Origin of the sequence: Micromonospora purpureochromogenes (assembly GCF_900091515.1) — a bacterium.
Taxonomy (GTDB): domain Bacteria; phylum Actinomycetota; class Actinomycetes; order Mycobacteriales; family Micromonosporaceae; genus Micromonospora; species Micromonospora purpureochromogenes.
This window is the reverse complement of record NZ_LT607410.1, coordinates 2,599,787-2,620,679: the sequence shown is the minus strand read 5'-3', so window position 1 is coordinate 2,620,679 and position 20,893 is coordinate 2,599,787. Positions and strand designations below refer to the sequence as shown.

Here is a 20,893-nt window from a genome sequence, read left to right as displayed (position 1 = left end):
TAGGGTGCCGCACATGACGATCGCCGCGGTACGCACCCACCGGCTTTCCGCGCCCCTGCACACTCCGTTCGTCACCGCGCTGCGCCGCACCACCACCGTGGACACCCTGGTGGTCGAGGTGATCGACTCCGACGGGCGGTCCGGCTTCGGCGAGGCACCCCAGGTCTGGAAGGTGACCGGCGCCTCGGTCGCCGGCGCCGAGGCCTGCGTACGCGACATGCTGGCCCCTGCGGTCGCCGGCCGGGACGCCGACGACCTGGTGGCCCGCTGCGCCGAGGTGCGCACGGCGGTGACCGGGAACGAGTCGGCCAAGGCGGCGCTCGACGTCGCGCTGCACGACCTGGCGGCCCGACGGCTCGGCGTACCCCTGGCGCGGCTGCTCGGCGGCACCACGCTGCGCGTCCCGACGGACGTCACGCTGGCCGCCGGCGACGCGGTGGAGCTGGCGGCGGCGGCCAAGCAGCGCCGCGCCGAGGGTTTCGACGTGCTCAAGCTCAAGGTCGGCACGGACGCGGCGACCGACCTGGACCGGGTCCGCGCGGTGCGGGCGGCGGTCGGCCCCGGGATGCGGATCCGGCTGGACGCCAACCAGGGCTGGACCCCGCGCGAGGCGGTGCGGGTGATCCGGGGCATCGTCGACGCCGGGCTCGACGTCGAGCTGGTCGAGCAGCCCGTGTCCCGGTGGGACCTGGACGGCCTGGCCTGGGTCAGCGACCGGGTGGAGGTGCCGATCCTGGCCGACGAGTCGGTCTTCGGCGTCCGCGACCTGGTCGAGGTGATCCGCCGTCGGGCGGCCGACATGGTCAACGTCAAGCTGGCCAAGTGCGGCGGCCTGCACACCGCCCGCACCCTGCTCGACCTGGCCCGCGCCCACGACATGGGCACCATTGTCGGTTCCATGATGGAGAGCGCGGTCGGCATCGGGGCGGCCGCCAGCCTGGTCGCCGCGTACCGCACGACGGCCGTGTCTGACCTGGACGCCGCCTGGTGGCTGGCCTGGTCGCCGGTGCGGGGCGGGATCCGGTACGACGGCGCCACCGTCGTGTTGCCGGACGCGCCCGGGCTGGGCATCTCCTCCGTCACTGAAGCAAAAGTGCAGCACCGGAGTTGATGATCGTTGTTTTCTTTCATAGGGTCCGGATAGGCGCCCGCCCGAACCGGAGGTCGACGTGAAGCTGCAACCGGGCCGCGAGGCCGTCGTCCGGGTCGCCGTCGCGACGCTCTGGGCCACCCCCGAGGCGGTACGCCCCGTCGACCGCCCCGCCCTCGCCCCCCGCACCGACATCCCGGCCTGGGTCGCCGGGATGGACACCGACCAGCGGGTCGGCGAGTGCGTGCTGAGCCAGCTGCTGCTCGGCGAGCGGGTGCTGGTCACCGAGCTGCGCCCGGACGGCTGGGCCCGCGTGGTCGCCGTCGAGCAGCCCGCGGCGGACCTCGACCCGCGCGGCTACCCCGGCTGGCTGCCCACCGCCCACCTGGCCCCCGAGGAGCCGGTCACCCCCGCCGGTGAGCCGCTGGTGGTCGACGCGGGCGTCACCGCCCTGCACGGAGCGCCGGACGGCCCGGTGGTCGTGCCCGGCGTCGTCCTCGGCACCCGACTGACCCCGGCCGGCGGCCCGGTCGACGGGTGGCGTCCGGTGCACGCCCCCGGCCAACCGGAGCCGCTGTGGATCCCCGAGGCGGACGTGGTGCCGCTGCCCACCGGCCGACCGGAGCCCGGCGAGGTGCTGGCCGTCGCCGAGCGCCTGCGCGACGTGGTCTACATCTGGGGCGGCGTCTCCAGCCACGGCATCGACTGCTCCGGCCTGGTGCACCTGGCCTGGCGCCGGTTCGGGGTGACCCTGCCCCGCGACGCCGACGACCAGGCCGAGGCCACCGCGCCGGTGCCGCTGGGCGAGGAGCACCCCGGCGACCTGTACTTCTTCGCCCGCCCCGGACGCCCGATCCACCACGTCGGCATCGTCACCGCCGAGCCCGCCGGCGACCGCCGGATGCTGCACGCCTGCTACCGGCAACGCCGGGTGCTGGAGGAGCAGCTCCCCGCCGACCGGACCGCCACCCTGGTCGCCGTCCGCCGGGTCTGACCCGTACGCGAAAGGGGCACCCCGGCGAACGGGGTGCCCCTGCTCCGCGTAGGCGGGTGCGGCTCAGCGCCGGACGTCGGCCAGCTCGCGGCGCCGGTCCCGGGACGACTTGACCAGGCTGGCGGCGGTGGCCACGGCGAGGGTGCCAAGGATGATCGTCAGGGAGAGCCAGATCGGGATGTGCGGAGCCCACGCGACGTGCTCACCGCCGTTGATGAACGGCAGGGTGTTGTCGGCCAGGGCCTCCAGCACCAGCTTGACGCCGATGAAGCCGAGCACCACCGCCAGGCCGTAGCTGAGGTAGATCAGCCGGTCCAGCAGGCCGCCGAGGAGGAAGTAGAGCTGCCGCAGCCCCATCAGCGCGAAGACGTTCGCGGTGAAGACCAGGTACGGCTCCTGGGTGATGCCGAAGATCGCCGGGATCGAGTCCAGCGCGAAGATCAGGTCGGTGGTGCCGATGGCGATCATCACGATCAGCATCGGGGTGAACAGCCGCCGCCCGGCCTGGTGCGTGGTCAGCTTCGCGCCGTCGTAGTTCTTGGAGATCGGCAACGCCTTGCGGCTCCACCGGATCAGCAGGTTCTCGCTGAACTCGTCCTCGTCCGGCTCGCCCTGCCGGGCGAGGTTCACCGCGGTGTAGATCAGGAACGCGCCGAAGATGTAGAAGACCCAGGAGAACTGGGAGATCAACGCCGCGCCGGCGGCGATGAACCCGCCCCGCATGACCAGGGCCAGCACGATGCCGATGAGCAGCACCTTCTGCTGGTACTGCCGGGGCACCCCGAACCGGGCCATGATGATCACGAAGACGAAGAGGTTGTCCACCGAGAGGCTGTACTCGGTGAGCCAACCGGTGTAGAACTGGCCGGCCACGCTCGGGCCGGAGGTGAGCCAGAGCCCGGCGCCGAAGATCAGGGCCAGGGCCACGTAGAAGCCGACCCACAGGCTCGACTCGCGGACGCTGGGTTCGTGCGGCCGTCGACCGACGATGAAGAGGTCGATGAGCAGGACCGCCGTCATCACGACGAGGGTTCCGGCCCACACCAATCCGGACACGTTCAAATCCATTCCTCCGGCAGACACGCGGCGTCGGGCACACCGTACGCCGGGTGACGGCGGGGTGGGCGGTGACGCGGACTCTGGTGACTGTCGGAGGTCTCTTCCGCCAGCGACCCGCGGGCGGGGCGATGACCGACGGCGCCGGGTCGGGCCGCCGGGTTCGGCGGTCGACCGTGCTGACGACTCCGTCGCGAGGGAATACTCCCCTCCTCGTGGGCCATTGTTCACCATCCCGGCCGGCCACCGCATCTCCAGGTACCTGGATTGCCGGCAGTATCACCTTCCGACACGATCCGTGGCACGTCCCCTACGCCGTCCTAGGAGGCTAGGTGCAATCCCGGTACCGGCGCGGCCGAGTGGTGGACGCGCTGCTCAGGCGGGTGGCAGCAGCGGATCGGCGAGCGACCAACCGGCGGCCAGCAGCGCGTCGCAGGCTGCCACCGCCCGGGCCAGCCGCTCCGGGTGCGGCCCGGTGAGCTCCATCACCGGCACCCCGCAGCCGGCCAGCTCGGCCCGGAACCGCTCGGTCATCCAGGCCCGCAGGTGCGCGCCGTCGCGCAGCCCGTCGTCGGTGAACGGCACCCCGACGTGGTCGGTCAGCAGGTAGAGCGCGGGTCGGCGGGCCGCCGCCAGGACCGGCTCCGACGCCGAGCCCAGGTACCGCTCCTCCCACACCGCGGTCGCCCGGGCGTCGGTGTCGCAGACCAGCAGCGGGCCGCTGGACCGGGCGGCGGCGTCCTCCGCCGCCTGCTGGGCGCGGACCACCTCGACGAAGTCGTCCCGGTCCCAGGTGACGTCGAAGACCGTCGCCGCCGGCCGCCCGGCGCGCAGCCGGGCCAGCTTGCGGGCGGTCAACTCCCGGCCGTACTCCGGCACCCAGGCCGTGCCGTAGTGCGCGGCCAGGGCGGCGGCCATCGTGGTGGTCCCGGTGGACTCCGCCCCGACCACCACCACCCGCCGGACGAACCAGGCCCGCACCGCCGGGCTCAGCCGGTCCCAGTGCGCGGCCGGGTCCGCCCGCACCGCCGTGCCGGAGACCGGCACGACCCGCCGGTCCGGGTCCACGCAGACCGCCGTGGCGTCGAACCGCCGGGCCAGTTCCCCGCCGTACGCCTCCGAGGAGAACACCGCGTCCACCGGGCGCCCGCCGAGCGCGGCGGAGAAGACCGCGCAGTGCGCGTCCCAGGCCGCCGGGTCGGCGTAGTCCACCGGGTGGTCGTCGTAGCGGCCGACGAACCGGACCCAGGGGGTGTGCGCGTGCGCCTCGCGCAGCCAGTCCAGCCGCAGCTCGAGCCGGATGGACTCCCGGCGCGACGGCGCGACCACCACGGTCACCGCCGCGCAGCGGGCGGCGGCGGCCTCGATCAGGGCGTGGTGCCCGGCGTGCGGCGGGTAGAACTTGCCGACCACCAGGCCGTGCCGGAACTCCGGCCGGGCCGGGCCGGCCGGCGGCCCGCTCACGCGGTCGCCGGGGCCGGACCCGGCGGCACCACGGTCAGGGCGCCGGCCACGCGCAGGTCGGCCCGCCAGGCCCGCAACCCGAGTACGCAGAGCGCCAGGAAGACCAGGTAGAGCGCGCCGGTGAGCCAGAGACCCTTGTACGCGTAGAGCGGGACGTAGACCAGGTCGGCCACGATCCAGAGCCACCAGCTCTCCACCAGCTTGCGGGTCTGCCCGTAGGTGGCCAGCAGCGACAGCGCGGTGGTGAACGCGTCGGCCAGCGGCACGGTGGAGTCGGTGGCCCGGTCCAGCAGGGCCCAGAGCCCGCCGGTGAGCAGCACCCCGGCGACCGCCAGCCCGGCCCACTCCCGGCCGCTCGTCCGGCTGACCGCGAGCCGGCTGCGCCGCTCGCCGCCGAAGAGCCAGTGGTACCAGCCGTAGAGGCCGAGCAGCACGTAGACGACCTGGAGGCCGGCGTCGGCGTACAGGCCGGCGGTCCAGAACAGCACCATCAGCAGCAGCACGTTGGCGATGCCCACCGGCCAGTTCACGATGTGCTGCCGAGCGACCAGCCAGACGTTGAGCACGCCGGTGGCGAAGCCGAGCAGCTCCGCCCAGGTCGTCCCGACGCCCCCGACGGTGAACGCCACCGTGGTCAACCAGTCCAACATGATCCGCCCCTCCCCTGGCCCGAGCGATCACCCTAGGGCCTGTGTCAAAGTCCCTGGCCGAGCCGAGGCGGAGTCCAGGCGGCGATGACCCCTCCCGCCGGTCTGACCGCCGCGCGTGCGAGGCTTTCGGTCATGGTGCTTGAGGTCGCGCTCATCGACGTACTGCCCGGACACGAGGACGAGTTCGCCGCCGCCTACGCGCAGGCGCAGGGCATCCTGACGGCCGTCGAGGGCTGCCGGTCGGCCCGGATGACCCGGGGCATCGAGACCCCGACCCGGTTCGTGCTGCTGGTCGAGTGGGACTCGGTCGAGGCGCACGAGCAGAACTTCCGGGCCAGCGAGGCGTTCGGCAAGTGGCGGGCGCTGATCGGCCCGCACTTCGCCGGCCCGCCCCGGGTCGAGCACTTCGTCGACGTCCCGGCCTGATCCAGCGGATCCACACCCGTCATTGTCGTACCCGCCGGTTACCGTGCGACGCACGTGCGGCACACCGGCCCCGACGCGTTCGGGGGTGCCGGGTCCGGTGGCCGCGCGGCGACAATCTGCTGGCGCCGACCGGGGCGGCGGGTTGACTGTCGATCATGAGTGATCGGGTCTTCCTGGTGACCGGCGTGAGCCGTCGGATCGGCATCGGCGCGGCGGTGGCCCGGCTGCTCGCCGCCGACGGGCACCGGTTGCTGCTCAGCGGCCTGCCGGCCTACGACGACGCCCAGCCCTACGGCGGCGACCCCGACGCGTGCCCGCGCTGCTCGCCGAGCTCGGCGCCGCCGCCGGGTACGTCCCGGCCGACCTGCTCGACCCGGCCGCGCCCGGTGCGCTGGTCGCCGAGGCGGTACGCCGGCACGGCCGGCTCGACGCGGTGGTGGCCGTGCACGCGTACTCCACCCACACCCCGCTCGGCACGCTCGACGCCACCGAGATCGACCGGCACCTGCTGGTCAACGTCCGGGCGACGCTGCTGCTCGCCGAGGCGTTCGCCGCCGCGTTCACCGCCGGCTCGGGCGGCCGGCTGGTGCTCTTCTCCAGCGGGCAGCGGCTCGGCCCGATGCCCGGTGAGCTGGCGTACGCCGCCAGCAAGGCCGGCGTGGAGAACCTGACCGCCCAGCTCGCCCGCTGCTGATGCCCCGCGGCATCACGGTCAACTGCGTCAACCCCGGGCCGACCGACACCGGCTACGCCCCGCCGGACGTGCACGCCGCGGTGGCCGGGCTCTTCCCGGCGGGCGGTGGGGCACCCCGGACGACGCCGCCCGGCTGGTCCGCTTCCTCTGCTCCCCCGAGGCCGACTGGATCACCGGACAGGTGATCGACTCGGAGGGCGGCTTCCAGCAGCACCGCTGAGCGGCGCTCACCCGCCGGCCGGTTGACCCGCCGGCTCTCCCTCGGCGCCGCCGGGGCGCGCGCCGTTGGCGACCTCGCCGGCCCGGTCGCGCAGCAGCGCGGCGGTCTCCTCCGCACTCAACGCCACCGCCGACAGCCAGCCGGTCATCCGGTCGTAGCGGGCGACGTCGACGTCGGTCACCAGCCGCACGTCGTTGGCGAGCGTCTCCAGCATCACCGTGCGCGGGTCGGCCGGGTCGGGGAAGGAGTAGCAGGAGTAGGCGGTCAGCGCGTGCACCGCCCCGGGCGGGGCGGCCGTGCGGGGCACCACCCGGATCGTCACGTTCGGCAGGTCGGCCAGGGCCAGCAGATGCGCCAACTGCTCCTGCCAGATCTCGACCGGCACGCCGGCCGGCTCGCAGACCCGTTCGTCCAGCAGGCCGGTGTAGTGCGGCGGGTCGGGGCGACGCAGCACCTCCTGGCGGGCCAGCCGCGCCCGCACGTCGGCGTCCACGTCGACGTCCGGGTGCACCAGCCGGCCGGCGAGGACCCGCAGGCGGGCGTACCGGGGGGCCTGGAGCAGACCGGGTACGACGGCCGGCTGGTACTCCACGATGGCCGCCGCCCCCGCCTCCAGCTCGGCGTACGTGCGCTGCCGCTCGTGCATCTCGCCGAGCGCCTTCCACCAGCCCCGGCTGGTCGCGGCGTCCCGGGCGATGACGATCAGCGCCTCCCGCTGCGGCGACGGCACCTGGTAGACGTCCAGCAGGTCGAGCACGTCGGCGAGGTCGGGCCGGCTCTGCCCCAGCTCGATGCGGGACAGCTTCGACGTGGAGGCCCAGCCCAGCAGCCCACACACCTGTTCCAGGGTGAGCGCCTCCCGTCTGCGCAGCTGGCGCAACTCGGCGCCGAGGCGCGCACGGCGAATGACAGGACTCGATGACAACGGCATCCCGGCCTCCCCACGACGGAGGGTACGCAGGACCGTCACCCAGGGCAATACCTTGCTCGCGCACCGCAACCGCCCGGCGACGCCCCCGTCGGGCGCGACCGCTCGCCGCCGGGCGGAGCGCACCGCTCAGGGCCGGTACGTGCCGAAAGACCAGACGTTGCCGGCGAGATCGCGGGCGGTGTAGTCGCGGGAGCCGTAGTCGGTGTCGAAGGGCTCCCGGACGATCTCCGCGCCGGCCGCCTTCGCCCGGCCGTGATGGGCGTCGACATCGTCGACCGCCACGTAGACGACGTAGTCGTCGTCGGCCGGCCGGACAAGGGGACCGCTGCCGGTGGCCAGCATGATCAGATCGCCGCCGTAGCCGAGTTGGGCGTGCGCGACGGACCCGTCGGGCGCGTCGTGCACCTCGTGGACCTGGAAGTCGAACGCGGCGCAGAGCCAGTCGATGGCGGCACGGGCGTCGGGATACCGGAAGACCGGGTAGATGCTTCGCATGCCCCGAGTCTGCCGCCGGCCCGGTCAGCCGGGATTGGACGAAAGCGATCCGGAGCGCGCCAGCGCGGCCGGCGTCGTACCGGCGAACTCCCGGAAGTCCCGGATCAGGTGCGACTGGTCGTAGTACCCGCAGCGGGCGGCCAGCTCCGCCCAGCCACCCGGATCGCCGGGGGCGTCGGCGCCCGGCCGGGGAACGAGGTCGCGGGCCAGCGTCGCGTACGCCCGCTGGAAGCGCAGCAGCCGGGCGGTCGCCTTCGGCGTCAGCCCCAGCTCCCCACGGAACCGGACGGCGAGGTGCCGGCTGCTCCAGCCCAGCTCGTCGGCGAGCTCACCGACGCCGATCCGCCCGCCGGTGCCGGCGAGCCGGCGCCACGCCCGGCCCAGCGTCGCATCGAGCGGGGCGGAGCCGGCCAGCCGCGCGCCGAGCGCCGCGTCGAGCAGGGCGAACCGGCGCGTCCAGTCCGGCGCGTCGGCCAGCCGGCGGCGCAGCCTGTCCAGCCACCGGTCCGGCAGGTCGCCGACCGGCACGGCCCGGTTGGCCAGCTCACCCAGCGGCAGGCCGAGGACCCGGCGGGCCGCCGGTGGGGTGAGCACCAGCTGCACGCCGAGCCCCACGCCCAGGGTCGAGGTGATGCAGTGGCCGTCGAAGGGACCGGCGACGAACGAGTCCACCCCGTACGCCCCGCGCCCGGCCCGCGGGTTGACCACGTCGAGCGGGGCGCCCCAGCCCAGCACCAGCACCACGAAGGCGCCGGCCACCTCGCGGCGGACCAGCGGCAGCGAGGCGGGCTCGCGGTAGCCGAGGTACCGGTCGACGAACGGGCGCAGGCGGGGGTCGGGCAGACCGACCACGGCCTCGATCCCGCCCATCCCCCGCTCCCCCTACTTCACGCCCGCGGCGTCCATCCCGCGCAGTTCCTTCTTGAGGTCGGCGACCTCGTCCCGGATCCGGGCAGCCAGCTCGAACTGCAGCTCCCGGGCGGCGGCCAGCATCTGGTCGTTGAGCTCCTGGATGAGCTGCGCCAGATCGGCGCGGGCCATCCCCTCCCGGGACGGGCCGGCCGCGCCAACCCGACTGCGGCTGCGGGTCTCCTTGACCGGGGCCTTGCCCCGGGACAGCTGGCGCACCGCCCCGCCGACCCGGCTGTTCTCGGTGTCCTCCGCCTCGCGGTAGATGTCGTCGAGGATGTCGTGGATCTTCTTGCGCAGCGGCTCCGGGCTGATGCCGTGCGCCTCGTTGTGCGCGATCTGCTTGGCCCGGCGCCGGTCGGTCTCGTCGATCGCGGCCGCCATCGACGGAGTGATCTTGTCGGCGTACATGTGCACCTGGCCGGAGACGTTACGGGCGGCGCGGCCGATGGTCTGGATCAGCGACCGGCCGCTGCGCAGGAAGCCCTCCTTGTCGGCGTCGAGGATCGCGACCAGGGACACCTCGGGCAGGTCGAGGCCCTCCCGGAGCAGGTTGATGCCGACCAGTACGTCGTACTCGCCCTTGCGCAGCTCGCGCAGCAGCTCGACCCGGCGCAGCGTGTCGACCTCGGAGTGCAGGTAGCGCACCCGGATGCCGTTCTCCAGCAGGTAGTCGGAGAGATCCTCGGCCATCTTCTTGGTCAGCGTGGTGACCAGCACCCGCTCGTCGCGCTCGGTGCGCAGCTTGATCTCGTGCATCAGGTCGTCGATCTGGCCCTTGGTCGGCTTGATCACGACCTCCGGGTCGACCAGCCCGGTCGGGCGGATCACCTGCTCGACGAACTCACCCTGCGCCTGCTCCAGCTCCCACGGACCGGGGGTGGCGGAGAGGTAGACCATCTGGCCGACCCGCTCCAGGAACTCGTCGAAGCGCAGCGGCCGGTTGTCGGCGGCGCTGGGCAGCCGGAAACCGTGGTCGATCAGCATCCGCTTGCGGGACGCGTCGCCCTCGTACATGCCGCCGATCTGCGGGATGGTCACGTGCGACTCGTCGACGACGGTGAGGAAGTCGTCGGGGAAGTAGTCGAGCAGGCAGTGCGGCGGGCTGCCGGGCAGCCGCCCGTCCATGTGCATGGAGTAGTTCTCGATGCCGGAGCAGAAGCCGACCTGGCGCATCATCTCGATGTCGTAGGTGGTGCGCATCCGCAGCCGCTGCGCCTCCAGCAGCTTGCCCTGCCGCTCCAGCTCGGCCAGCCGCTCGCCCAGCTCGGTCTCGATGTCGCGGATCGCCCGCTCCATCCGCTCCGGGCCGGCCGCGTAGTGGGTGGCCGGGAAGATGACCAGCTGGTCGACCTCGCGGACCACGTCGCCGGTGAGCGGGTTGAGGTAGTAGAGCTTCTCCACCTCGTCACCGAACAGCTCGATCCGGACCGCCAGCTCCTCGTACGCCGGGATGATCTCCAGCGTGTCGCCGCGGACCCGGAAGGTGCCCCGCTGGAAGGCCATGTCGTTGCGGGTGTACTGGATGTCGACCAGGCGACGCAGCAGCTGGTCCCGGTCGAGCTCCTGCCCCACGGCGACCCGGACCGCGCGGTCCAGGTATTCCTCCGGGGTGCCCAGGCCGTAGATGGCGGAGACCGTGGCGACCACGATCACGTCCCGGCGGGTGAGCAGCGACATGGTGGCCGAGTGGCGCAGCCGCTCGACCTCCTCGTTGATCGAGGAGTCCTTCTCGATGTAGGTGTCGGTCTGCGGGATGTACGCCTCGGGCTGGTAGTAGTCGTAGTAGGAGACGAAGTACTCGACCGCGTTGTGCGGGAGCAGCTCGCTGAACTCCTTGGCCAGCTGGGCGCAGAGCGTCTTGTTGGGCGCGAGCACCAGGGTGGGGCGTTGCAGCCGCTCGACGAGCCACGCCGTGCTGGCGCTCTTGCCGGTGCCGGTCGCGCCGAGCAGCACGGTGTTGCGGTCGCCGCGCCGGACCCGACGCTCAAGGTCGTCGATGGCAGCCGGCTGGTCGCCGGCCGGCTGGAACTCGCTGACGACCTGGAAGCGGCCGTCGAGCCGGGGAATGTCGAGCGCCATGACATCAACGGTACGCCGAGGGTCCGACACTCCGTCGCGACTACGGGGGGTCCGTGATCGGCTTCAATATTCCCATTGTGGGCCACATCCCACCGCGCTAGCCTGAACACCGTAGGCCGCTCGCGGCGGCCGACCGGGCAGGTGGCCGGGCCCTCACGGGGCTCCCGCCCCCGGCACAGGAGGGTCGCAGCACCCGGACATCGCCGGCGTGCGCACCCGACGTGGTCGCGCCCATGGCGCAGACCGGCCGCCGCGAGCGCCCCTGCTCGGCACCGGCTTCCTCGTCACCCTCGCCGCCGCCGGGCGTTCAACCACTCGTGGAGACCTCCCCCGACCGGCCGCCCCCGTCCACCCCCACGGGCCCGCCCCCCGACATCCCCGTCGCCGCACGGCCGCCCATCCGTACCCCCGGCGGCAACGGCGGACGCGGCTCGGCCGGCCACGGTGCCGGCCGCCGACGGCCGGGCCGGCGCCGGCGCGACGCCGCCCGGCACGCGCTGCGTACCCCGCCGGTCCTGGCCGCCGTGGCGGGCTCCCCGGAGGAGCCCGCCCGCCGGCGGACCACCCTGGTCGCCCTCGGCGTGGTCGCCGCCGCCTCGGCCGCGGCGCTGGTCGCCGGGCTGCTGAGCTGGGCCCCCGCCCCCGGGGAGCCGGCCCGGGCGCTGACCGCGGCCGAGGCCGAGCGGCTCGCCGCGACCCGGGTCACCAACCTCCGCGACGTGCGGGCCGGGGTCCGGATGACGGTCGGGACCGGGGCCGCCCGCACCGACCTGGTCGGCTGGATCGACTGGGCACGGCCGCTGGCCTACCTCGACGTGGGCGGCCCGGGCGCGGGCGCCGACCGGGGGCTGGTGCAGGCGACGCCCTCGGTCGTCGTGCTCCGCCCCGACCCCGCCGCGGTCCCCACGCCGGCGTCCCCTCCGCTGGTGCCGCCGACGGACCGCTGGCGACTGCGCGACCTGCCCGCCGGCCGGCCCCTCGCCGGGGCGCTCGAGGTGCTCTTCGGGCTGAGCGCGGACCGGGCTGAGCCGGCCGACCCGCTGCGCCACGGCGCGGGGCGGTGGGTGGGACGGGAGACCCTCGCCGGCGAGCCGGTGGACGTCCTCCAGGCCCCGCTGCCCAGGCCCACCGCCGCCGCCGACCCGACCGCCCGTCCACCCGCCCCGCCGGCGGCCGGCGACGGCGACCCCCGCTGGTGGGTCGACGGGGATTCCCGACTGCACCGGTGGAAGGGCCGGCTGCCCGGCGGACAGCCGGCCGCCGTCGAGCTGGAACGCAACGACCGGCCCACGATCTGGCCGGTCGACGCGCTGGGCGGCCGACCCGGGCTGCCCCGCGCGCTCACCGACACCGAGGCCGAACGGCTGGCCCGGCTGCCCGCCCGGCTGCGGGCCCAGCCCGGTGCCGCGGTCACCATCGCCGTTCCGCTCGGCACCGCCGCGAACCTACGCGGCTCGGGATGGTTGAGCTGGTCCGGCGGGGTGGCCTACCTGTCGGTGGCCGAGCTGGACACCCTCGGCCGGCGCACCCTGCTGCGGCGCGACCGGGACGGCTTCGCCCGCGCGGAGGTGCCGGTCGGGCCGGGCGCCGGCGCCACCGGGGCCGCCAACGGCCCGCCGCTGCCACCACCGGCCGGGGCCGGCTGGCGGACCGGCGCCCGCCCGTTGGACGATCTCGACCTGCTCATCGACGCGGCGCTGCGGGCGGACACCGCGCCCGGTCGGCCCGCGGCCGCCGTGCGGCTGCGCGCCGACCGGGTCGCCGGCCGGGTGGTGGACGTGGTCGAGCTGCGCGTCCAGGGGCTGCGACTGCGCTATTGGCTGGACCGGACCGGCCTGCCCCGCCGGCTGGAGCTGCGCACCCGGGCGGGCGCCTGGGCCCAGCTCGACCTCACCCCGGCGCCGGTGCCGGCCGGGATCGTGCCGCCCCGGCCCGGACCGACCGCCGCCAAGGCCCCGGCGGCGCGGGCCGGCACGGCGGGCCGCCGGTGACCGGTCAGGGCCGCCAGCCGGTCTGCGCGGCCCACTCCTCGGCCCGCAGGTGCTCCTCGTCGAACCACGGGTCCTTGACGGTCGCGTACCCGCCGCTGTCCGGCGCCGAGGCCGCCAGCTCCCGCTTCAGCAGCAGGTAGGCGGACCGCTGGTCCGGGTCGGCGCGCAGGTGGTCCCGCATCAGCAGGGCGTACCGCCAGCCGGGCGAGTCGGCCACCCGCAGGTGCAGGTAGGCCGGGCGCCCCGGATCGGCACTGCCGTGGAACCGCTTGGCCCACCGCCCGCTGCCGGCCGGGCGGGGGCTGTCCCACCAGTCCCCGGGCAGCCGCGGAAAGCCGGCCCGGGCGAGCCGCTCGGCGAGCGGCCCGTCCGCCTCGTCGAGCGACGACACGGTCACCTGGATGTCGATCACGTCCTTGGCGGCCAGGCCGGGCACGGCGGTCGAGCCGATGTGGTCCACCCGCAGGTCCGCCGGGGCGACGGCGTGCCGGATCCGGGCGGCCAGCCGGGCGTACTGCTGGGGCCAGGTCGGGTCCGGCTCGGTCAGCACGACCCGCTCCGGGCGGGCCACCCGGCCCTCGCGGACGTTGCGCTCGTAGGGCAGCAGCCGGTCCCGCCAGAGGGCGTCCACGGCGGCGTGCAGCTCATCGAGGGTGCCGTCGTTGCTGAGCACCACGTCCGCCGCCGCGCGCCGGCGGGCGTCGTCGGCCTGCGCGGCGATCCGCCGCTCCGCCTCCGCGCGGGGCATCCCCCGGTCGCGTTCCAGGCGCTCCAGCCGGGTGGCGACGGCCGTCTGCACCACGACCACCAGGTGGTACGTCGGCGCGAGCCCCACCTCCACCAGCAGTGGCACGTCGTTGACCACCACCGCGTCCGAGGGCGCCACGGCGGCCAGTTCGGCGGTACGCGTCCGCACCCGCGGATGGGTGATCGCCTCCAGCCGGCGGCGGGCCACCTCGTCGCCGAAGACCACCGCGCCCAGCGCCGCCCGGTCCAGCGCGCCGCCGGCGTCGAGAACCCGGTCGCCGAAGGCGGCGACGATCTCCGCCAGCCCCTCGGAGCCCGGGGCGACCACCTCACGGGCGATCTGGTCCGCGTCGATGACCACCGCACCCCGCTCGGCCAGCCGGGCCGACACGGCGCTCTTGCCGGAGCCGATCCCTCCGGTCAGTCCCACCATCAGCACCGGACCAGTCAACCGGATCACCGCCCCCACCACAAAACAGCGTGAGGGGGGCGGAAATCTCGCCGTTTGCGGTATGTGGCGGTTGTCCGGGCCTCGGGACACCACCACACGCCGCAAACGGGGATGGATCAAGTCGCCCTGGCGGCAACCGCCGGCCACGGCGTGGCCGGGAGCGGCCGAGCTGCGCCGGGCACGGCCAGGGGTGGCTGCGCGTGCGCGGCGAGGGGGACGGCCCGAGACGCGCGAGGGCCCCGCCCCCGACGACCCGGTGGTTACCGGATCGCGGGAACGGGGCCCGTCGTCGTCAGTGACGGCTCCAGGTCGCTGCGCGGCGTCAGCCGCGCCGAGCTGGAGTTGTCACCGGGTCACTTGCCGCCGGCGAGCTTCTCCCGCAGAGCGGCGAGCGCCTCGTCGGTGGCCAGGGTGCCGGCCGGCTCCTCGGCCTGACGGCTCGGGGCCGTCGTGGTCGTGGTGGTGGTGCCACCGGTGACGGCCGGAGCCGGGTTGGCAGCGGCCTCGGCGTCGGCCGCGCGAGAGGTCTGCACCTGCTTGGTGTGGGCCTCCCAACGCTGACGCGCCTCGGCGTACTGGTTCTCCCAGGTCTCGCGCTGCTTGTCGTACCCCTCGAGCCACTCGCCCGTCTCCGGGTCGAAGCCCTCCGGGTAGATGTAGTTGCCCTCGGCGTCGTACGTCGCGGCCATGCCGTAGAGGGTCGGGTCGAAGTGCTCCTCGCCCTCGACGAAGCCCTCGTTGGCCTGCTTGAGCGACAGCGAGATCCGGCGGCGCTCCAGGTCGATGTCGATGACCTTGACCATGACCTCGGAGCCGACCTGCACGACCTGCTCCGGGATCTCCACGTGGCGCTCGGCCAGCTCGGAGATGTGGACCAGGCCCTCGATGCCGTCGTCCACCCGGACGAAGGCGCCGAACGGCACCAGCTTGGTGACCTTACCCGGCACGATCTGCTGGATCGCGTGGGTGCGGGCGAACTGCCGCCACGGGTCCTCCTGGGTCGCCTTCAGCGACAGCGAGACCCGCTCGCGGTCCAGGTCGACGTCCAAGACCTCGACCTCGACCTCCTGGCCCACCTCGACGACCTCGGACGGGTGGTCGATGTGCTTCCAGGACAGCTCGGAGACGTGCACCAGGCCGTCCACGCCGCCCAGGTCGACGAACGCGCCGAAGTTGACGATCGAAGAGACGACGCCCTTGCGGACCTGGCCCTTCTGCAGCTTGTTGAGGAACTCGGTGCGCACCTCGGACTGCGTCTGCTCCAGCCAGGCACGGCGGGACAGGACCACGTTGTTGCGGTTCTTGTCCAGCTCGATGATCTTGGCTTCGAGCTCGCGGCCGACGTACGGCTGCAGGTCGCGCACCCGCCGCATCTCGACCAGGGAGGCCGGCAGGAAGCCGCGCAGCCCGATGTCGAGGATGAGGCCACCCTTGACCACCTCGATGACCGAACCGCGGACGACCCCGTCCTCATCCTTGATCTTCTCGATCGTGCCCCAGGCCCGCTCGTACTGCGCCCGCTTCTTGGAGAGGATCAGACGACCCTCCTTGTCCTCCTTCTGGAGGACCAGGGCCTCGATGTGGTCACCGACCGAGACGACCTCGGCGGGGTCCACGTCGTGCTTGATCGACAACTCCCGAGAGGGAATGACGCCCTCGGTCTTGTAGCCGATGTCGAGCAGGACCTCGTCCCGATCGACCTTGACGACGGTGCCTTCGACAATGTCGCCGTCGTTGAAGTACTTGATGGTCTCGTCGATCGCGGCGAGGAAAGCCTCCTCGGAACCGAGATCGTCGTGGGTGACCCGGGTGGCGCTCGAGGGGGCCTCGATGCTGCTCGTCATGTGGGCGGTTGCTCCGGTCGGATGGGTTGTCACAGCAGGCGTGGTGTCGCGGTGACCATTTCGCGCCAGCGGATCCGCCATCGGGCACACCGAACGATCGCCAAGTGAAGATCATTAGTGGCTCCGGTGACCGCGCACCTGCTCCCTGCCGAGGCACACGATCCGCGAGCGCATCGTCTAGCCTACCCGCTGCATTACCACAGCGTGCAAGGCCTCCCATGTCCTCGCGACCTCATCAGCTGCGAAAGCGGAGATTTCGGGGGAAAAGCGTCTCGACTGTCTCCTCCGTCACAGCCGTCCCACCAAGCAGAGAAGGTAGCGCACCGCCGCGGCGCCCGCAGACCGCCCTCGCCCGCCACCGCCCCCCGGCACCGATCGCGCTGCCGTACCGATCGCGGCCGTCTCCGCCGGCCGGTCGCCCTCGGCCTCGACCGGGCCAGGGCCTAGCGTGAGCGGGTGGACGACGACAGGGTGACCCGACGGCGGGTCGGCGACGCGGAGACCCGCCGGGCCAACCGGGGCTGGTGGGACACCGACGCCGACGACTACCAGGCCGAGCACGGCGCCTTCCTCGGCGACACGGACTTCGTCTGGTGCCCGGAGGGCCTGCGCGAGGCCGACGCCCGGCTCCTCGGGGACGTCGCCGGACGCCGGGTGCTGGAGGTGGGCTGCGGCGGCGCGGCCTGCGCCCGCTGGCTGGCCACCCAGGGCGCCCGGCCGGTCGCCTTCGACCTCTCCGCCGGCATGTTGCGGCACGCCGCGCAGGCGGCCGAGCGCACCGGGGTACGCGTGCCGCTGGTGCAGGCCGACGCGTTGGCGCTGCCCTTCGCCGACGGGGCGTTCGACATCGCCTGCACCGCCTTCGGCGCGATCCCCTTCGTCGACGACTCGGCCGCGCTGATGGCCGAGGTGGCCCGGGTGCTGCGCCCGGGCGGCCGGTGGGTGTTCTCGGTGACCCACCCGATGCGCTGGATCTTCCTCGACGACCCCGGCGAGGGCGGGCTCACCGCCGTGCACTCGTACTTCGACCGCTCCCCCTACGTCGAGCAGGACGAGTCGGGCGTGGCCACCTACGTCGAGCAGCACCGCACCCTCGGCGACCGGATCCGCGAGCTGGTCGGCGCCGGGTTCCGGCTGCTGGATCTGGTGGAGCCGGAGTGGCCGGCGGGGCATGAGGGAATCTGGGGGCAGTGGAGCCCCCTGCGCGGGCGGATCTTCCCCGGCACCGCCATCTTCGTCACCGACAAGCCCGCCGGCTGACCACGCCGCACGCGAGGGGGCGTCGTTTCGGGGCATCGACGGCGGGTACCCGCGCGGCATGGCCGAGCAGAGGGAATTCCGCGCGGGTGACCACGTCTCCTGGGCCAGTCACAGCGGCCGGGCGTACGGCGTGGTCAAGGAGAAGCTGATCGACCGGACGCACGTACGCGGGCACGCGGTCAACGCGACGGAGGAGGACCCGCAGTACCGGATCCGCAACGACGACTCGGGCCGCGACGTCGCCCACCGGCCGGAGGCGTTGCGTCATGAGCAGCCGTGACGACGGCCGGGACACGTACCAGGAGTTCACCGAGGCGGTGAACATGAAGCCCGGCGAGATCTCCTCCTGGCTGGAGACCGACCAGTCGAAGCAGGTCGGCTGGCACAAGGGCGGCCGCTCCGGGGGCGGCGAGTCGGTGGGGCACGAATCCGGGCGGAAGATCATCGACCTGTTGCGACGCAAGCGCGGCGACCTGTCCGAGGGCGACTACAAGCACATGCGCAAGGTGGTCGGCTACGTCCGCCGGCACATGGCCCAGCGCCCCTCCGGCGACGTGCGCGACACCAAGTGGCGCTGGTCCCTGATGAACTGGGGTCACGACCCCCTCAAGGGTCCGCTTCCGCCCCCGGGCGGCCCGTCCCGGCGGGCCCTCGATCGGCACGGCACTCCCCCGAAGGAGCGCCGGGGACCCGGACGCTGACCCGCGCCCTCCCGCCGGACCCGGCGACCGGAGCGGGGTCCCCGAGGCCGCGAGGCACTGCCTCGCGGCCCGGCGGTCCCGGTCCGGCCAAGCCCGGTCAGTGGTCGGCGCTGTTCCAGTCCCGCCCCTCGCCGACCGACACCTCCAGCGGCACCGACAGCGGGTACGCCGCACCCATCTCCCGGCGCACCAGCGCCTCCAGGGTGTCCCGCTCACCCGGCGCCACCTCGAAGACCAGCTCGTCGTGCACCTGGAGCAGCATCCGCGAGCCCAGCCCGGCGTCGCGCAGCGCGGTGTCGACGCGCAGCATGGCGACCTTGATGATGTCGGCCGCGGAGCCCTGGATCGGCGCGTTGAGCGCCATCCGCTCGGCCATGTCCCGGCGCTGCCGGTTGTCGCTGACCAGGTCGGGGAGATAACGGCGGCGACCGAGGATGGTGGAGGTGTAGCCGTCCTGCCGGGCCCGGGCCACCACCTCGTGCAGGTAGTCCCGGACCCCGCCGAACCCGGCGAAGTAGTTCTCCATCAGCCCGCGCGCCTCCTCGGCGCTGATCCCGAGCTGCTGGGAGAGACCGAACGCGCTCAGCCCGTACGCCAGGCCGTAGTTCATGGCCTTGATCTTGCGGCGCTGGTCGGGGGTGACCTCGCCGATCGGCACCCCGAAGACCGACGAGGCGGTGGCGGCGTGGAAGTCGTGACCGGAGTTGAACGCCTCGATCAGCGCGTCGTCCGACGACAGGTGCGCCATGATCCGCATCTCGATCTGGCTGTAGTCGGCGGTGAGCAGGCACTCGTAGCCCTCCCCCACCACGAAGGCCCGGCGGATCCGCCGCCCCTCCTCGGTGCGGATGGGGATGTTCTGCAGGTTGGGCTCGGTGGACGAGAGCCGACCGGTCGCCGCCACCGTCTGGTTGAAGGTGGTGTGGATCCGCCCGTCGTCGGAGACCGACTTGAGCAGGCCGTCCACGGTCGACTTGAGCTTGGCGACGTCCCGGTGGCGCAGCAGGTGCTCCAGCACCGGGTGCGGGTTCTGCGCGTAGAGCCACTGCAGCGCGTCGGCATCCGTGGTGTAGCCGGTCTTGATCTTCTTGGTCTTGGGCAGGCCCAGCTCGCCGAAGAGGATCTCCTGCAACTGCTTGGGCGAGCCGAGGTTGAACTCCCGGCCGACCGCCTCGTACGCGCCCTGCGCCGCGGCCTTCACCTCGGCGGCGAAGTGCGCCTCCAGCTCCGACAGGTACTGCGTGTCGGCGGCGATGCCGATCCGCTCCATGCCGGCGAGCACCCGCATCAGCGGCAGCTCCACCCCGGCCATCAGCCGGTTGGGCTGCTCGCCGTCGCGGGACAGCTCCGCGTCGATCGCGTCGGCCAGGTCGAGGGTGGCCCGGGCCTGGAGCATGAGGTTCTGCTCGACGACGCCCTCGTCGCCCAGCCCGTCGAGGGTGAGCTGGCCGGTCTCCGGGGCGTCGACCCGCAGCTCGCGGTGCAGGTAGCGCAGGGCCAGGTCGGTCAGGTCGTAGGAACGCTGGTCGGGGCGGGCCAGGTAGGCGGCGATCTGAGTGTCCCGCGCGATGCCCTCCAGCGACCAGCCGTGCGCGGCCAGCGCCAGCACCGCCGGCTTGCTGTCGTGCAGCACCTTCGGGCGCTCCGGGTCGGCCAGCCAGCCGGCCAGCGCCGACTCGTCGCCCGGCTCCAGCCCGGCCGGGTCGAACCAGGCCGCCGCGCCGCCGGCCGTGGCGAGCGCCATGCCGGTGACCGAGGCGATGTGCCGGCGGTTCGGGCCGGTGACGAGCTTGACCGCCAGCCCCACCGGGGTGCCGGCCGGGGCGTGCGTCTCCAGCCAGCCGGCCAGCGCGCCCGGCTCGGTCAGCACCTCGCCGGCCAGGTCGAACCCGGCCTCGGCCTCCGGCTCGACGGCCTCCAGGTACTGGTAGAGGCGGTCGCGCAGGATGCGGAACTGGAGGGTGTCGAAGACCTGGTGCACGGCCTCCCGGTCCCAGCCGGTCCAGCGGGCGTCCTCGGGGCGCAGCGGCAGGTCGAGGTCGGAGACCAGACAGTTGATCTCGTAGTTGCGGATCACCCGGGACAGCTGGGCCCGCAGGTTGTCGCCGGCCTTGCCCTTGATCGCGTCGGCGCTGGCGACCACGCCGTCGACGCCGCCGTACTGGTTGATCCACTTGGCGGCGGTCTTCGGGCCGACGCCGTCGACGCCGGTGAGGTTGTCGCTGTCCTCGCCGACCAACGCGGCCAGGTCGCGGTAGCGCTCGGGGCCGACGCCGTACTTCGCCTCGACGGCGGCCGGGTCCATCCGGGCCAGGTCGGAGACGCCCTTGCGCGGGTAGAGCAGGGTGACCCGCTCGCCGACGAGCTGGAGGGCGTCCCGGTCGCCGCTGCTGATCAGCACCTGCATGCCCTGGTCGCGGGCCTGGCAGGCGAGGGTGGCGATGACGTCGTCGGCCTCGTACCCCTCCTTCTCGACCACCGGGACGCGCAGCGCGTCGAGGACCTCCTTGATCAGGCTGACCTGGCCCTTGAAGTCGGTCGGGGTCTCCTTGCGGCCGGCCTTGTACTCGGCGTACTTCTCGGTGCGGAAGGAGCGGCGGGAGACGTCGAAGGCGACGACGATGTGCGTCGGCTGCTCGTCGCGGAGCACGTTGATCAGCATGGAGGTGAAGCCGTAGACCGCGTTGGTCGGCTGCCCGGTCGTGGTGGAGAAGTTCTCCACCGGCAGGGCGTGGAAAGCCCGGTATGCCATCGAGTGTCCGTCGACGAGGAGCAGGCGCGGGGTCGTAGCTGTCACGGCAGCGACTCTAGTCGCAACGCCCGACATCTCCGGCCGGCGGCACCGCGCTCGTCGGAGGGAAACCGACCTCCGGGCAGACGCCGGACGG

Annotated in this window: 19 protein-coding genes; 9 read left to right on the top strand and 10 right to left on the bottom strand. The window is 73.5% G+C overall.

Annotation, left to right across the window (positions count from 1 at the left end; genetic code table 11):
• The first annotated feature begins 13 nt into the window (after positions 1–13).
• Both GA0074696_RS12220 and GA0074696_RS12215 read left to right on the top strand, forming a co-directional pair.
• A complete protein-coding gene (locus GA0074696_RS12220) occupies positions 14–1,111 on the top strand; it encodes a mandelate racemase/muconate lactonizing enzyme family protein (protein WP_088961220.1) in 1,098 nt (365 codons plus the stop codon).
• Between the two features lie 58 nt (positions 1,112–1,169).
• Complete coding sequence (locus GA0074696_RS12215) at positions 1,170–2,084, top strand: C40 family peptidase (protein ID WP_088961219.1); 915 nt, start codon at positions 1,170–1,172, stop codon at positions 2,082–2,084.
• Positions 2,085–2,147: 63 nt separating this feature from the next.
• Here GA0074696_RS12215 and GA0074696_RS12210 read toward each other — a convergent pair whose 3' ends face one another.
• The 3 genes from GA0074696_RS12210 to pnuC form a co-directional block, all read right to left on the bottom strand.
• Positions 2,148–3,146, bottom strand: a complete 999-nt coding sequence (locus GA0074696_RS12210) for a TerC family protein (protein ID WP_088961218.1) — start codon at positions 3,144–3,146, stop codon at positions 2,148–2,150.
• 369 nt (positions 3,147–3,515) lie between these two features.
• On the bottom strand, positions 3,516–4,604 hold the full coding sequence (locus tag GA0074696_RS12205) for an AAA family ATPase (protein ID WP_231925339.1): 1,089 nt from the start codon (positions 4,602–4,604) through the stop codon (positions 3,516–3,518).
• Positions 4,601–5,254, bottom strand: coding sequence for a nicotinamide riboside transporter PnuC (gene pnuC / locus GA0074696_RS12200; protein ID WP_088961217.1), 654 nt, complete (start codon positions 5,252–5,254; stop codon positions 4,601–4,603). Before pnuC ends, GA0074696_RS12205 begins: the two co-directional genes overlap by 4 nt.
• A gap of 132 nt (positions 5,255–5,386) precedes the next feature.
• On the opposite strand from pnuC, the gene GA0074696_RS12195 reads away from it, so the two are divergent.
• The 3 genes from GA0074696_RS12195 to GA0074696_RS32260 all read left to right on the top strand — a co-directional run bounded on the left by GA0074696_RS12195 (position 5,387) and on the right by GA0074696_RS32260 (position 6,594).
• Complete coding sequence (locus tag GA0074696_RS12195; protein ID WP_088961216.1) at positions 5,387–5,680, top strand: antibiotic biosynthesis monooxygenase family protein; 294 nt, start codon at positions 5,387–5,389, stop codon at positions 5,678–5,680.
• 310 nt (positions 5,681–5,990) lie between these two features.
• Positions 5,991–6,374 (top strand): SDR family NAD(P)-dependent oxidoreductase, encoded by a 384-nt coding sequence (locus GA0074696_RS32265; RefSeq protein ID WP_269458721.1) that lies wholly within the window; start codon positions 5,991–5,993, stop codon positions 6,372–6,374.
• A 22-nt stretch (positions 6,375–6,396) separates the two neighbouring features.
• Positions 6,397–6,594: an SDR family oxidoreductase gene (locus GA0074696_RS32260; protein WP_269458728.1), complete on the top strand. Its 198-nt coding sequence runs from the start codon at positions 6,397–6,399 to the stop codon at positions 6,592–6,594.
• Positions 6,595–6,601: 7 nt separating this feature from the next.
• On the opposite strand, the gene GA0074696_RS12185 is transcribed toward GA0074696_RS32260, so the two are convergent.
• From GA0074696_RS12185 to uvrB, 4 genes are all read right to left on the bottom strand, one after another.
• A complete protein-coding gene (locus GA0074696_RS12185) occupies positions 6,602–7,525 on the bottom strand; it encodes a helix-turn-helix domain-containing protein (RefSeq protein ID WP_088961215.1) in 924 nt (307 codons plus the stop codon).
• 126 nt (positions 7,526–7,651) lie between these two features.
• The gene (locus GA0074696_RS12180; RefSeq protein ID WP_088961214.1) at positions 7,652–8,020 is read right to left on the bottom strand and encodes a VOC family protein; all 369 of its coding nucleotides are present in this window, start codon (positions 8,018–8,020) and stop codon (positions 7,652–7,654) included.
• Between the two features lie 24 nt (positions 8,021–8,044).
• A complete protein-coding gene (locus tag GA0074696_RS12175; RefSeq protein ID WP_088961213.1) occupies positions 8,045–8,890 on the bottom strand; it encodes a helix-turn-helix domain-containing protein in 846 nt (281 codons plus the stop codon).
• 12 nt (positions 8,891–8,902) lie between these two features.
• Complete coding sequence (gene uvrB / locus GA0074696_RS12170) at positions 8,903–11,011, bottom strand: excinuclease ABC subunit UvrB (protein ID WP_088961212.1); 2,109 nt, start codon at positions 11,009–11,011, stop codon at positions 8,903–8,905.
• Positions 11,012–11,328: 317 nt separating this feature from the next.
• Here uvrB and GA0074696_RS12165 point away from each other — a divergent pair, with 317 nt between their 5' ends.
• The gene (locus GA0074696_RS12165) at positions 11,329–13,002 is read left to right on the top strand and encodes a hypothetical protein (RefSeq protein ID WP_197700831.1); all 1,674 of its coding nucleotides are present in this window, start codon (positions 11,329–11,331) and stop codon (positions 13,000–13,002) included.
• A gap of 4 nt (positions 13,003–13,006) precedes the next feature.
• Here GA0074696_RS12165 and coaE read toward each other — a convergent pair whose 3' ends face one another.
• Complete coding sequence (gene coaE / locus GA0074696_RS12160; protein ID WP_088964514.1) at positions 13,007–14,188, bottom strand: dephospho-CoA kinase; 1,182 nt, start codon at positions 14,186–14,188, stop codon at positions 13,007–13,009.
• 365 nt (positions 14,189–14,553) lie between these two features.
• Positions 14,554–16,044, bottom strand: coding sequence for a 30S ribosomal protein S1 (gene rpsA, locus GA0074696_RS12155; RefSeq protein ID WP_088961211.1), 1,491 nt, complete (start codon positions 16,042–16,044; stop codon positions 14,554–14,556).
• Positions 16,045–16,500: 456 nt separating this feature from the next.
• Between rpsA and GA0074696_RS12150 the strand changes: the two genes are divergently transcribed.
• Genes GA0074696_RS12150 through GA0074696_RS12140 form a run of 3 tightly spaced genes read left to right on the top strand, consistent with a single transcriptional unit; the run spans position 16,501 to position 18,005 of the window.
• Entirely contained in the window at positions 16,501–17,304 is an 804-nt protein-coding gene (locus GA0074696_RS12150; RefSeq protein WP_088961210.1) for a class I SAM-dependent methyltransferase, read from the top strand.
• 58 nt (positions 17,305–17,362) lie between these two features.
• Positions 17,363–17,584: a hypervirulence associated TUDOR domain-containing protein gene (locus GA0074696_RS12145; protein WP_088961209.1), complete on the top strand. Its 222-nt coding sequence runs from the start codon at positions 17,363–17,365 to the stop codon at positions 17,582–17,584.
• Entirely contained in the window at positions 17,571–18,005 is a 435-nt protein-coding gene (locus GA0074696_RS12140; RefSeq protein ID WP_088961208.1) for a DUF3140 domain-containing protein, read from the top strand. The genes GA0074696_RS12145 and GA0074696_RS12140 overlap by 14 nt, the downstream gene beginning before the upstream one ends.
• Before the next feature lie 97 nt (positions 18,006–18,102).
• Here GA0074696_RS12140 and polA read toward each other — a convergent pair whose 3' ends face one another.
• Positions 18,103–20,802: a DNA polymerase I gene (gene polA, locus GA0074696_RS12135; RefSeq protein ID WP_088961207.1), complete on the bottom strand. Its 2,700-nt coding sequence runs from the start codon at positions 20,800–20,802 to the stop codon at positions 18,103–18,105.
• Between the last annotated feature and the right edge of the window lie 91 nt (positions 20,803–20,893).

Excerpts from the sequence above, each read along its gene's own strand:
- uvrB (WP_088961212.1), bottom strand. The coding sequence starts at position 11,011 with ATGGCGCTCGACATTCCCCGGCTCGACGGCCGCTTCCAGGTCGTCAGC.
- GA0074696_RS12140 (WP_088961208.1), top strand. The coding sequence starts at position 17,571 with ATGAGCAGCCGTGACGACGGCCGGGACACGTACCAGGAGTTCACCGAG.
- GA0074696_RS12175 (WP_088961213.1), bottom strand. The coding sequence starts at position 8,890 with ATGGGCGGGATCGAGGCCGTGGTCGGTCTGCCCGACCCCCGCCTGCGC.
- GA0074696_RS12145 (WP_088961209.1), top strand. The coding sequence starts at position 17,363 with ATGGCCGAGCAGAGGGAATTCCGCGCGGGTGACCACGTCTCCTGGGCC.
- GA0074696_RS12180 (WP_088961214.1), bottom strand. The coding sequence starts at position 8,020 with ATGCGAAGCATCTACCCGGTCTTCCGGTATCCCGACGCCCGTGCCGCC.
- GA0074696_RS12185 (WP_088961215.1), bottom strand. The coding sequence starts at position 7,525 with ATGCCGTTGTCATCGAGTCCTGTCATTCGCCGTGCGCGCCTCGGCGCC.
- pnuC (WP_088961217.1), bottom strand. The coding sequence starts at position 5,254 with ATGTTGGACTGGTTGACCACGGTGGCGTTCACCGTCGGGGGCGTCGGG.
- rpsA (WP_088961211.1), bottom strand. The coding sequence starts at position 16,044 with ATGACGAGCAGCATCGAGGCCCCCTCGAGCGCCACCCGGGTCACCCAC.
- GA0074696_RS12220 (WP_088961220.1), top strand. The coding sequence starts at position 14 with ATGACGATCGCCGCGGTACGCACCCACCGGCTTTCCGCGCCCCTGCAC.
- GA0074696_RS12195 (WP_088961216.1), top strand. The coding sequence starts at position 5,387 with ATGGTGCTTGAGGTCGCGCTCATCGACGTACTGCCCGGACACGAGGAC.